Source organism: Saccharothrix sp. S26, assembly GCF_021390395.1.
Taxonomy (GTDB): Bacteria; Actinomycetota; Actinomycetes; order Mycobacteriales; family Pseudonocardiaceae; genus Actinosynnema.
Genome location: NZ_JAJUWT010000001.1, coordinates 98,236 through 111,465, shown reverse-complemented (window position 1 = coordinate 111,465; position 13,230 = coordinate 98,236). Strand labels below are relative to the sequence as shown.

Below are 13,230 nucleotides of genomic sequence, written 5' to 3'. Positions count from 1 at the left end.
CGAATTCAAAGTACGTCAGCCAACTTAGATTGCACGGAGCTGACCAACTCATCGCTCGTAGCCCAAATACGGACATACGCCGGAAGACCGAGGAGCATTCGGGACCACGTAGAACACGCGTAGACCGCAGAATCTTCATTGGCGAACCATTCTAGATTTTCCCCGGAGGCCTCCGAAATTGCATCGAATGAGTCACCAAGAGAGCTACGGACTCGAGAAACGAAATCGACGTCACCACTCTTCGAAGAATCGTAAAAGATCTCCGTCGCCGGCATTGATGTAGCTACGGAGGCGAACATCGCGTCGCACTCGATCACCGAGTCAAGGCTGGAAAATTCTCGCACGGAGACGTCATCGAAACCGATCAGCACACCACCGTCGAGACTGATCGAAGCGCCTGCCGGGCTCATCGAAGCCACAGCGTAATCTATTTCAATAGGACCATCAGCATCTTCCGGATCACACATCGGAGAGAAAATGACCGGGCTGTCGAACAGCCCACTTCGGTACGCAAGCCCTCCCCATCGCTGCTGTACATGCTCTACCAGCGAAACGACATCGTCGTACTGCCCTGGCCCGAAAACGTCGATCAGGCGACGTCGCAATGCGTCGCCGGTCAAGCCGACGTCGTAAGCTTTCTTTTCAGCATGTGCGCCAAGAAAATCGATGGCCCGCTCAGACAGAACTCCGGGGTCATCCAAAATGAAGCCGCACAACTCCATAGTCGTCTCTCACATTCCGAACTCAGCCAAGAACCGCTGACAACTGGGACACGGGGCCATAACTTGTTTGTGCAACGCCGCGCCGATCCTTTTTGATTTGATCCCCATTGTTGTCACCGACACCGGAGCAGCCCCCAACTCCACGACTCGCGCTACCCCGCTCACCTCACTGCATCCCGAATGGGCATGACCACAAGCTTCCAATGCCGCGCGAACTTCCCCCGGAACGATGCCAAGAGCTCCCGCCCGACTGTGTACGGCTACCAGCAAGCCGGAGGGCCGTACACCCACGGTCTCACTCACGGTGCCAGGCCGCTGACGTCGATGTGTGGACTCGGAGATGGCGTCCACCATGTCCTCCAATCGCTCCACGGCACCGTCGCTGCAGTTGTGGACGAGGAAGTCCTCATCGTCAGCCGCAACGTAGTAGGTGTGGACGCTTTCGACAGTAAGGTCGTGCACCGGCTCGAAGCGAGCGTACCGCTCGACTTTCGTGACGACAGGGGAGGTATGGTCCGTTGACGTCAGCACTTGGCCAGGTTTTAGATCGCCAATGTTGACGAACCGACCCTCAGTAGCTACCCAGATGGGGTGCCAGGACGTGGCGTCGACCGTGCCCATGGTGCCGTCGTCGGCGGTGACGGTGAGGCGGGTCATGTCGTCTTCGTCGGTGTGGACGATGGTGGCGACGACGGAGCGGTCGGTGGTGTGGCCGGTGACGGGGTCGGTGGCTTTCACCTTGTCGCCGATCTCGACTTCGGAGATCGGTTTGGTCGAGCCGTCGGCCATCAGGACCAGGGTCGTGGCCACGAAGCTGTGCAGCGCACAACTCCCGCCGCCCTTCGAGGTCAGCTTCTGGAACTGTTCGGTGGCGGCGCGGGAGACGTCGTCGGCGATGGACTGGACACGGCGCAGGACGCCCTTGGCCTTGTCGACGATCGAGGCGAGGCGGTTGACGGCCTTGACGGCGTTGTAGCCGGCTTCGAGGATCTTGCCGACCTTGCCCCAGGGGACCAGGCCGGCGACGAGACCGCCGCACGCCCAGATGTCACCCTTGGAGAAGCAGTCGACGATGTCGTTCCAGCCCGAGATTTCCTTGAGAACCTCCCAGGCGACCTCTTTGATCACGTCCCACTTCGTCTTGTGGGCGTCGGCCAGAGCCTTCTGGTAGTCCTCCCAGGAGATGCCCTCCGAGGCCAGGCCGTTCCTCAGCGCACTTTCGTTGTTCCGGTTCGCCTGCTGCCACGCCCGCTCGCGCTGTTGGTAGACCCGCTTCTCCTCCTCCCAACGCGGCCCCTGGATGCTCTTTTCCTTGCCACCGCACAGCACACCATCAGGGCCGCAGTTGTTGATGAGCAGGCCGGTCGGGTCGCTGAAGGTAACAGGGCTGTTGTTGGCGTAGGCGTAGCCGTTGAGCTGCTGCGGATCGTTGTTGTCGATCACCGGGTCGGCGGACAGGAAACGGCCCGACGACTGGTCGTACAGGCGTGCGCCGACCTGGGTCAGGCCCGACTCGTCGTTGCGGCCGCCGACGAAGCCGAGACGGTCCGGCCATTCGGGTGGCGCGGTACCGCGCGAAGCCCCGAAGGGCGTCTGACGGCGCTGCGTGACGGTCTGGGCGTTGTCGTTGGCCACGGAGAGCTGGTTGGTGCCCTGGTGGTCGGGGATCAACCACTTCAGCCCGGAGATGCTGTTGCGCACCGCCACCGTCTGGCCACCGTGGGAGTACCAGCGGGTCCAGGACGGAGTGGACGTGCCGTTCTCCAGGCGGATCTCCTGACCGAACGCGTACAGGGTGGTGGCCGACGGCTCGCGGCTGATCAGGCGGTCGCCGTCGGCGTCGTAGACATAGGTCGACTTGTCGGTGCCGTCCGGGTTGGCGACGCTGGAGACGCGGCCTTCGGCGTCGTAGTCGAGGACCTGGGTGTCGCCGCCGATGGTGCGCGACTTCGTGCGGCCGGTCTTGTCGTAGGTGAACGTGTCGAGCGCGTCGCCGTTGGGGCCCTTCGTGGTCACCGACAGGGCGGTGTGCGGTTGCGGAGCGCCGAGGATCGGGTAGTCGGTGGTGCGGGTGATGTCGCCGGCTGTGGTGTGTTGGGTTTCGGTGCGGCGGTTGCCGGTCTTGTCGAAGGTCCACGAGTGCCAGTACGGCGCGGCGCCGCCCAGGGCGGTGGTGGACTTGATGGCGGCGCAGTCGCCGGTGGCCGGGGTCCAGGCGTCGGTCATCCGGCGCAGGTGGTCGTAGGCGAAGCACTGCGTGTCGGCGACACGCCCCTCGGGGGTGTCGGCGATTTTCTTGATGTTGCCGGCGGGGTCGTAGCTGTAGGCGCGGTCGGCGAGCTCGGGTTCGGTGGTGGTCTCGCGCTCGACCACCGTGCGTTCCGGGCGTCGGGTGCCGACCTCGTAGAAGTTGGTGACCGCGAGGTTCTTGGCGGTGTCGGCACTGCTGCCGTACTGCAGGCGCAGCACTTCGCCGAAGCTGGAGTAGCCGGTGGCGGAAACGTAGACCTCTTGGCCGGACTGGGTCGATTCGAGCTGGCCGTTGGCGGTGTTGTAGTACGACCCGACCGACTCCGACGGGACGATCACCTTGCCGCCCGAGCTGACCGTCGAGTAGGTGATCGACTTCGGTTTGCCGTTGTAGGTGTAGTCCTGCTTCACCTCGTACGTCGCCGGCAGCACGCCCGGTGAAGCGGGCACCACAAGCTTCTGGCCCTTGGGACGTCCGGCGGCGTCGTAGCCGGTGACGTACTTGTGATAGACCAGGTTGTCCACGAACCGGCGTGCCGACTTGAGCATGCCGATGCCGCCGGCTGCGGTGTCGTACTCCCACGAGGCGAGTTTGGGGCCGGTCAGGGAGTCCTGGTGCTTGGCGATCAGCCGACCGAGGTCGTCGTAGGCGTTGGCGACGGTGCGGTTCTCGGCGTCGGTGGAGGACAGGACCTGGCCCGCGGCGTCGTAGGCCAGGGTGCTGCGGCCGGTGTCGGGGTCGTTGGTCTCGACCAGGCGGCCACGCAGGTCGTAGGTGTACGACCAGGTGTTGCCGTCGGGGTCGGTGACGGCTTTGAGCAGGCCGGCCGCGTTGTAGGTGTACTTGGTGGCGTCGTGAGGGCTGTCGGGGCCGTTGGTGTGCTGCCACTTCTCGGTCGTCCGGCCCTGGGCGTCGTTGATCAGGGTGGTGGCGGTCCCGCCGGGCGGCGGGGTGGTCTTCACCCGGTCGCCGCCGTAGGAGGTGGTGGTGTGCCACTGGTTCTGGCCGAACTTGCGGTAGGTCGCCTTGGTCGACCGCGCCATGCCGTCGTACTCGGTGACGGTCTGGTTGGGCACTTCGTTGTCGAAGACGCCCGCGAGGGTGCCACCGGCGGGCGCGGTGTTGTTCCAGTAGACGCCGTTGGTCTTGTACGGCAGGCCGCGCGAGTCGTAGAACGTGTCGGTGATCTGACGCCCGCCGTCCGGGCCGGGGGACGGGATCTGGGTCTGCCGTTCACGCAGCAGGCCGTCGTAGAGGGTGTAGACGGACAGGTACTGGCCGTTGTCCTGCAACTGCTTGGAGACGACGACGCTGGTCTTGTCGTTGTTGTACTGGTACTCGAACATCGCGTTCGCCGGAGCCGTCGCCTTGTCGAAGCCGGGCGTCCAGGCGGCGGTCAGGCGACCGAGTGCGTCGTAGGCGAGGTCGGCGCGGCGGTTGTTGGCGTCGACCGAGGCGACCGAGAGACCCCAGGCAGGCTCCAGGTACTCCTGGCTGACGTGACCGAGCGGGTTGGTGCTGGTCAGCTGCTTGAGCGGACCGGTGGTCGGTGTGTACGCGGTAGTGGTCTTCTTACCGCGTGCGTCGTAGACGTCCAGGGGTCGGCCGTAGGCGTCGTAGGTGGCCTGCGAGGCGGTCACCCACGTCTGGCCGGAGGCGTCCCACTTGTCCAACACCTCGACCTTGGTGATCAGCCCGCGAGTCGGTGCCACCCCGTGGGCCTGGCCGTCGTAGTACGACCGGACGAGCGACTGGATGGTGGCCGGTGACGCTTCGACCTCGCACGTGCCCACCACGGTCTCCACCTGCGAGGCCAGGGTGAGCAACAACGCGCCCTCGTTGCGGGCGAACCTGCTGCGGGTGCAGGTCTCGTCACCGGTGACGGCCTCATCGCCGAGGTCCTCGGTCACCTCGACGATGCCCTCGGCGGTGAAGGCGAGCTTGTTGACCTTCGTGCGCCGCCAGGAGCCGTTCTCCAGCAGCGTGCGGCCGCGGACGGAGGCGGTGCCGGTGACGAACGCCTTGTTGCCCGCCGCGTCGGAGGCGGTCGGGGTCTCGGGCAGGTACGGGTCGTTGACCGACGCCGACACCATCACGCCGTCGTTGTACTGGCGGGTCTCGCGGACGAACCCGCGCAGCCGCGGCACGTCCGGGATCGCCGGGCCTTCCGAGGCGGTGATGTCGGCGGTGCGCACGCCGTCGGGCAACCCGTCGCCGTTGGTGTCACCGGGCTGCCGGTCGCCCTGCATGCCGCGGCCGTAGACGACCTCCGTCTTGGACCGCTTCTCCTGCGGGTTGCCCTTGATCGTGGCGACCTTTTCGTAACCACGCCACTGCGACCAGGTGCGGCGGACCGGTTCGCTGAACTCGGCCTCGTCGAAGTGCCACGCAGCCTTCTCGTCGTACTCGTAGTCGGTCTGGATGGGCGTGGACGCGCCGGTGCGGTCGTTGTCGACGATCCGGGTGACCACGTACTTGTGAAACCAGTGCAGCTGCGGCTCCATCGCACCGTCCGGCGTCCACCACGACGGGTAGCAGCGCAAGGTGTTCGCCTCGGGCGACACGGGCATCCGCGTACCCACCGCGCAGTCCGGATCGCTGTACTTGACGGAGGTATGGCCGCCCGCCTCGTTGGTGATCCCCGTGACCCGGAAGCGGGTCAGCGGCAGGTAGTTGTCGGTGCTCGTGTCGATGCGATTGTCCATCGCGGTGTGCGCGAACACTGTCGGCGGCGTCGCCACGCTGCCGCCCACCAGACCGGTGTGTGTCACGGACTTGAGGTTCAACGCGGGTGCCGTGCCGTCACCGGTGTTGAGAAACTGGTGCTCCAACGACCACGAGTCGACGTCCTGGAACGTGGACGCGCCGTTCGCGACCCGCGTCACGACCTTCGTCAAACGCTTGCGCGTGAAGAACGACGGCGTCAACCGGTGCGTGCACGACTCACCCACCGCGCACACCTGGTCGAACGGCACGTCCGGCCAGTGCCCGGCGGTCGAGGCGTTCAACTGCGCCGGATCGCACGTGATCGCGTCCTTGGGCAGGCAGCGCTCGGCGGCCTCGAAGCTCACCTTCGCGCCGGGGTGCGCGAACACGTCGTCGCTGCGCAACCCGTACTCGACCCGGTCCAGCCACCCGCCGCGCACGTAGTCCGTGCCCTTGTTGGCGTCACCGTTGCGGCCGTAGCGGTTGAACTCCCGGTTGTAGTAGTAGGTCGTCACGTCGCCGTGCGGGTCGACCGAGTAGTCCAGGTTCCACCGGTACGCCTGCTGGCACCACGACGCGTCGAACGTCCCGCTGTTGCACTCCTCGTTGGCGTGGTTGCCGTACACCGGCACGGTCCACGCCGACTGCGTCTCCGGCTTGCCGTCCGTCCAGCCCGGCAGGCGGTTCATCCCCAGGAAGTACTGGGTCCCGTCGGTCGTCGTGACCTTCCAGTGCTCACCGTTGTTGTCACCGTTGACCGCACCGAACAGCCGCTCGATGCGCGCGCCGTCCTCGGACTCCGCCCGCCACTGGTCCGTACCCGGAATGTTGATCAGCTTCCCGGACACGCCGACCAGGCTGATCGTCGCGTTGTGCGTCGCCCAGCACTGGTCACCGGTCTTGGTCTGCCCGTTGTTCCCGCCCAGGTCGAGGCTGCACGGCTTGTACTGGCGCTCGATGAACCCGGCCGGCGCGAGGTCCCAGCCGTCACCGGCCCACGACGCCTGGTTGTTCGTCGACGACGTCCGCCCGTCCAGGCTCTGCGCCGAGTACCCCAACGACAACTTCGGCGCCGCGCCACCGATCGCCGGCGGCACCCGCATCGGCAGGCCGTAGGTGAAGTCACCCGACGAGCCGCCCGCGCTCCACGACCCGGCCGGGGCCAACGACGTCGCACCATACGTACCCGCCGTGCTCGCCGACGCGGCCACCGCGGCGAACACCACCGGCTCCGACGACGTCAACGTCGTCCTGCCGGACAGCACCCCGGCCGCGGTGTTGTTCGCGGCGCCCGCCACGGGCGTGGCCACCTGGCACTCGGTCTTGTCCGGTGTCGTCGCCGCGCACGCGGGCAGGCTGACCAGCCGCAACCGGGCGGCGTAGTCGCCACCGAACGCCGACGCGAACGACGAGTAGTCGAACGTCACCGCCAACGGCTTGTCCTTCACCCCGCCGGCATCCGCAAGGCTGAACACCACCCCGCTGGACCCGGCCTTGCGGTCGTGCACCCGCACCCGCACCTTGCCCGCCGCGGCCTGACGTGCGCTCGCCTCCTGGGGCAGCCCCACCGCGACCGGTGTGCCCACGGCCCGGATGGGCCGGCCCGTCGCGCGAGCCGCGGCCTGTGCCGGCGTGCCGCCCTCGGCCGCGAAGTCCACCTCGGCAGTCGTGGCAGCGGGCCAGGAAGCCTGCGCCGGAGCGGTCACCACGTGGTTCTTCGCCGGATCCTCCGGCACCGCCTCGACCGGCACCGCCCTGGTCGGGATCGATCGCTCCAACTGCAGCGACACCCTCCACGCCTGGGTCGAGGCCATCGCCACGGCCTGCCCGGTCGAGGCGGTCAACACCAGCACGACACCGAACGCGGCGGCCTTCCGGGCCAGCTTCCGCACGGCAGCACTCACAACAGGGCCTCTCGTGACGTCTCGGATCGAACCGGTGGCTCAGAAGTGCCTGGTGGACTCGTACACACTGCGGATCTGCTCGCTGGTGAGAACACCGGAGTAGACGCGGGCGTCGTCCACTGCGCCCTGCCACACGTCCGCTTTCTGCGAGCCCCAAAGGCCACGGCCGAGCCACAGCGGACCGGAGCCGTTCCACCCCGTGACGCCGCTGCCGTCGGTCGTGCCGGAGAAGTTGACGGTCTGCCTGTCGCCGTTGACGTACAACGCGATCCGACCGCTCACCGCGTCATACGTGCCCGTCAGGTGCACCCACTGACCCGTGACGATCGCGTTGTCCGACAGGGCGACCCACCACATCGAGGTGGCCGGGCCCTGCGTCATGAGGAACGCCCACTGCCGGTTCTCCGGGCGGTACTGGAGCATGAACGGCGAGTACTGCGCGTCGCCCAGGCTGACCGCCGCACGCGCGGCCTGGTCGTTGTCCAACCGCACCCACGCCGACACCGTGTACGACCGGTCCGTGCGCAGGTTCACCGGCCGGGAAGCGGTGACCTGACCCGAGCCGGACGTGTCGAACTGCAACCACTCGTCCTCGCCGGTGCGCGGCCGGTCCGGGTCGTCCGGGTCGTCCGGCGTGCCCGCCCAGGTCGCACCCCCGCTGATCGTGGCCTGCTGACCGGACACCGACTCCCGCGTGGTGGTCCCGGTCCGCTCGTCCAACCCGAGTCGGGCCCGCAGCACCGCCCGGTTCGCGTCCTCCGCCGCGTCCTCGGCCGTCACCACCCGGTCCCACACCCGCACCGAGTCGATCGCACCCGGGAAGTGGTTCGACGCCTCACCCGCGGACTTCGCCCGACCGACCACGAGACTGCCACTCGGGTTCCACAGCTGCGCGGTCGTCGTGCCCTCCGGCTTGCCATCGACGTACAGCGTCAACGCCTTGCTGTTCGGCTCGTAGGTCGCGAGCAGGTGCGTCCACACACCGACCTGAGGCGGAGCGGCCGACGTCACCCTCGCGTACGACGCCGGTCCGTCCGCGTCGTCGCTCGGCGTGGTGATCGCCCAGCGGTCCGCGTTGACGGCGTACTGCAGGTAGAACGAGCTCGCTCGGTTGCCGTCCTGGCTGACCAGCGTGGCGTAGGAACCCTTGCTGTTCAGCTTCGCCCACGCGGACACCGAGAACGCCCGCGACGTGTCCACCACCGTGGAGGCCGACGCGGCGAAGCCACCGTTGAGCGTCAACGCGTTGCCGTCGTACCCCGCAGCGAACGACGCGGCACCGGACAACGCGAGCGGACGATTCCCTCCGCTGCTGTCGGCCGCAACCGTGCCCGACGTCTCGTCGAACGCCCATACCGCCTTGGGCAGTGCCTTCCCGGCGACGTGGAACGTGTAACTCGTGTTCTGCGGCGACGGGTTGTTCGCGCGGTCGAACGCACGGACGTGCAGCACGTTCGTACCGACCAGCGTCGGCGTGATCGGCACCGTCACCGACCCGTCGGCCGAGGTGACGTCGACAACGTTCGTCATGGCCGTGTCGTTGTTCAACGACCACCCGTACTTGCGGACGTCCGTCCTCCCGTCCGCTGGGAGAACGGGAGTGAACGTGAACGTGCCGGTCTTTCCCACACTGCCGTGGTTGAAGCCCGAACCCGGGTAGTCGACAGACGAGACCGCGGGCGCGTTCGGCGGCGTGGTGTCCACTTCGAACTCGCAGGCCGCCGACGAGGGACTGGTCAGCTGACCGTCATGGCTCACGACCTGCCACGTGTACACAGCGCCTTCGGCAAGGATGCCCGGTGGCAACGTCCACTCGCTGTAGGCACCCGAGCCGACCTCCGTGCCACCGAACAACCGCCCATCCCACACCGCACCCGGTCCTACACCGGTGAGCAGCCGGTACTCGCCATACACGTTGCTGGCGTCCGGATCGCTCACCCGTGCGCGCAGGCGGGGTGTGAAGGTGGCAACCGACGGCCGGGCAGCCCCCGTGGCGCAGGGCATCGCATGGTCCGGCGTCGACCCCTCCATGCCCAGGTCGGTCGGGGTGTTCGGGTAACTGTTGTACTTCACCACCAGGTACGGGTTGAGGTCGAACCGCCGCCAGGAGGCGTCGAGGTCGTTCTCGTTCACCGCCTTCAGCACGAACGTCGTCCATGCCCACGAACCGGACGCCGCGGCCCGGATGGCACCGACCGCCTCGAAATCCACGTTGCCGTCCGTGGGGCAGTTCCCCGGGTTGTTGCGTACATTGGTGCTCGACTGGAACTCGCCCCAGCTGGTCTGGTTGTTCCACGTCGTGTTGGCGTCGATCCAGCCGGCCAACCGCAGCTCGGTCGCCGAAGGCGCGCACGAGTACGTGTTGATCACTCTCGCGTGCAGGGCGGCGGTGTGGATGTACTTGCCGATGAGAGGCTCGGTGTTCATCTGCAGGTAGGACCGGGACCTCGAGTTCTTCGTGGCACCGCTGCCCAGCGTCCAGGGATTGACGAAGCCGACCTTCAGATCGCTCAACGCACCGCCGGTGGCATCGAAGTTCCTGGCATTCGGCCACTCCTCCTGCACTACGGCGTGGTGCACCTTGCCGCAGTTGCCACAGCTGTAGCTCGGGTCGAGCACCACGGGATACGTCGTCGCCGGATCGTCGAGGAATCCCTGGTCCGGCGTGATCGCCAAAGCCTCGGGCGTGACCTCGACCTCCATCGCGGCCTGCCGATCACCCGGCACCGACTCACCCACATGCTCACGCGGCCCGTCACCGGAGGAATCCCACATCTGCGACGCGTCACCGACGAACACCGGCTTGCCCGCACCGTCCCTCACCACCAGGTCGCCTGCCCCAGGGACCGAACCGTGCTCCACCCGCACGTCCTCCGCGTGCGTCGGGAACGTGACCGTGTCCAGGGCCGGGTTACGCCCCGCCTCCGGCGTCTTGATCACCAACAGCTCGCTGAAACCCTCCAGGTGCGCCTCGACCCGCAAGTCGACGTCCGGCAGCACGTTCGGGTAGGTCAGCGTCGCCCCGTCCACCACCGGCTCGGGCAACTCGCCGTCCCACCGCAAACCGACCTCATGACCGCCCTGCGCGACCTTGGCCAGCGGACGCGCCTCGGCAGCCGTGCCGCCCGGCGAGAACGCGACCTCCACCGTGGACGCCTTCGGCGCGAACGAACCGTCCGCCCTGCGCTCCAACGTCAGGTCGACCGGCACCCACCCGTCACCCCGCCGCACCCGCACCGGCTGCACGTGCTGCGTGAACGTCATCGTGCCGTCCGGGTTCGCCCGCACCTCGTCGGTCTCCGTGGTGGCCGACTCCACCACCACCGACTCCCCGCTCTGAGCTGCATACCGGGCAGCAGTCGCCTCATCCGGTGCGGACCTCGGCACCTCCGCCCCCGTGACTTCCGGCTGAGCCACTGCCCCAGGCGGCACCGCCACAACACCGGCCACGACCGCGAGGACGAGCGCCAGACCAAAAGTGCGCAGAGTCGAACCCCGCGCGTGCACGCGCGAACTCATAAAAGATGCCCCCCGGCTCGCGCTCCCCGCGCGATCTGTGCTGAGTCCCCCGACCCGAGGAGGAATCATGACGGTTCAACCAACCTCGGCACAGCAGCCGAACGGCTCAATGACCGACGATCATCCCTGTGATCAGCACCTCACCCGAACAGCCCTCCTACCAGCCACGATCGTCACCACGCGTGCTGCTAGCTGTATGAGGCCATGACGTTGGTGACGCCGGTGTGGAGCCGGGTGGCTGGTGGTCGGTTTCCGGCGGCGGTGTGGGGGCGATGGTAGTTGTAGTGCACGTTCCAGACCGTCAGGGCGTCGGCGCGGTGTTGTTCGCTGGTCCAGGCGTGGGCGTAGAGGAATTCCTCGCCCAGGATGCGCTGGTAGCGCTCGACCTTGCCGTTGTGGCGTGGGGTGTAGGCCCTGATGCGCTGGTCGCGGACTGCGAGCAGCGCCTTGGCGAAGTCGTGGGCGCGGTGGCAGGAGCCGTTGAGTTCCTAACGGATGTCAAGTGGTTGGCGCGCCCGTAGGGTGGGGGTGGACGGGCCGGTCGATGGAGCGCGTTGCGACTCCTTGTTTCGTCGGCCCGTCCCTGGTGCGGGGTGTGTTGTGCGACGTGCGGTGCGGAGTTCGGCGGAGATGGTGTAGCGCTGGGCGATGATGTGCCGGGCTTGTTGCGGGGTCACCGGTGTGCCGTCGGTGTCTGTGAGGTGGTAGTGCTTGCCGCGGCGCAGGCAGGCGGCGATGCGGGTGAGCAGTGTGGTCGCGACGTGGCAAAGGGCCGAGTTGTGGTGTTTGCCGGCCTCGGTCATCAGGCGGTGGTATTTCGCCGCGAGCGAGGGGTCGCTGCGGCGGGCTTGGTCGGCGGCCATGAACAGTGCTTCGCGCAGGCATGCGTCACCGGATTTGGTGGGGCCGCCGTGTCGTGCGCTCTGGCCGGAGGAGTCCAGTTTGGGGACCAGGCCGCTGAAGGAGCGGATCGCGGCCAGCGAGGTGAACCGGTGCGGGTCGCCGAGGCGTCCCAGGATCTGTGCGGCCAGGACCGGGCCGACGCCGGGGACCGAGCGCAGGATCCCGTCGGGGTCGGCCTTGGTCAGCAGCGCGGCGATGCGGTCCTCGAGTTCTTTGATCTCTTCGGTCAGCCGCAGTGCCAGTCGCGCCTCGATCGCGATGTCGTCGGCCAGTTCCGGGTAGTCCAGCTCCTCGGACCACAACCGGAGGGTCTCTCGCGCCGCGGTGATCACCTGGTCCGCCTTGTCCTCGCCCCAGCTGCCGCGGGAGTGGCGGGCCAGGAACCGACCCAGGCGTGCCCTGCCCAGGCGGATGACCTGGTGCGGGTCGGCGTAGTGCGCCAGAAACCGCAGCGGGGTCTTGTTGGCCAGGTCGGCGCCCAGCGCGGCGTGCCAGCCCGGCCCGAGCAGTTCCAGCAGGGCGTCGAGCCTGGCAAGAATGCTCGTGCGGCGTTTGACCAGGTTGGAGCGCAGTTTGACCGCCCGGCACAGCGCGTCGCCGGGGCCGAGTCCGGTCGCGGTGTGCAGGCCCTCCGGGTGCAGCAGCGGGACGCGGGCCAGGATCCTGGGAGTCCAGCCGGTCGGACTTGGTGTGCCTGGCGTAGTAGGTCCGGCAGGTCGGCCGACTGCTCAGGCGGCACCAGCACGACGACCGCTCCCCGGCGACGGAACCAGGCCGCCAACGGCACCCACGCATTGCGCGTCGGTTCCATGACCACCGTGACCGACGACGGCTCGGTGCCCTCGGGCAGCATGGCCCGCAACCGCTCCAGGTCCTCGACGGTGGTGCGGAACCTGCGCCCCGACCACAGGTATCGGCCCGTCGTATCGGCCAGACTGGCCTGGTGGGCGGCCCGGCAGGCGACATCGATGCCCAACCGCATCTCCAACGAGGTGGCTCCCTTCCGCTCGGCGAACACGATCCGGCACGCAAGGCCATCACCAGGGCCGGCGCCCGTACCGGACATTCACCAACAGGGATCCACACGGCTCGGGCGTTACCCGAACCGCTGGTCACCGGGTTCCCAACAGGACGCGCACCACTCGGCGAAGGCCCCGCTCACCCCAACGGTCAACAGGCAAGGGGTGAACACCCCAGTCGGTCACGTAGCGGTGGTGAGCGGGCG

Annotated in this window: 5 protein-coding genes and 1 pseudogene; all 6 read right to left on the bottom strand. The window is 67.5% G+C overall.

The window, feature by feature from the left end; genetic code table 11:
• Nucleotides 1-5 precede the first annotated feature (5 nt).
• Complete coding sequence (locus LZG04_RS00485; protein ID WP_233812239.1) at nt 6-722, bottom strand: hypothetical protein; 717 nt, start codon at nt 720-722, stop codon at nt 6-8.
• Nucleotides 723-731: 9 nt separating this feature from the next.
• Nucleotides 732-7,571 carry an RHS repeat-associated core domain-containing protein gene (locus LZG04_RS00480; RefSeq protein WP_233812238.1) on the bottom strand — a complete coding sequence of 2,280 codons (6,840 nt, stop codon included), beginning with the start codon at nt 7,569-7,571 and terminating at the stop codon, nt 732-734.
• A gap of 51 nt (nt 7,572-7,622) precedes the next feature.
• A complete protein-coding gene (locus LZG04_RS00475; protein WP_233812237.1) occupies nt 7,623-11,171 on the bottom strand; it encodes a LamG-like jellyroll fold domain-containing protein in 3,549 nt (1,182 codons plus the stop codon).
• 119 nt (nt 11,172-11,290) lie between these two features.
• Nucleotides 11,291-11,584 (bottom strand): annotated as a pseudogene (locus tag LZG04_RS00470) (integrase core domain-containing protein); the annotation flags it as partial.
• A gap of 6 nt (nt 11,585-11,590) precedes the next feature.
• Nucleotides 11,591-12,337 carry a transposase gene (locus tag LZG04_RS00465; protein ID WP_233812236.1) on the bottom strand — a complete coding sequence of 249 codons (747 nt, stop codon included), beginning with the start codon at nt 12,335-12,337 and terminating at the stop codon, nt 11,591-11,593.
• Nucleotides 12,334-12,987, bottom strand: coding sequence for a transposase (locus LZG04_RS42920; protein WP_374202779.1), 654 nt, complete (start codon nt 12,985-12,987; stop codon nt 12,334-12,336). The genes LZG04_RS00465 and LZG04_RS42920 overlap by 4 nt, the downstream gene beginning before the upstream one ends.
• Nucleotides 12,988-13,230 lie beyond the last annotated feature (243 nt).

Bases quoted from the DNA above. Each gene is read 5' to 3' on its own strand.
- LZG04_RS42920 (WP_374202779.1), bottom strand. From the start codon at position 12,987: ATGCGGTTGGGCATCGATGTCGCCTGCCGGGCCGCCCACCAGGCCAGT.
- LZG04_RS00475 (WP_233812237.1), bottom strand. From the start codon at position 11,171: ATGATTCCTCCTCGGGTCGGGGGACTCAGCACAGATCGCGCGGGGAGC.
- LZG04_RS00485 (WP_233812239.1), bottom strand. From the start codon at position 722: ATGGAGTTGTGCGGCTTCATTTTGGATGACCCCGGAGTTCTGTCTGAG.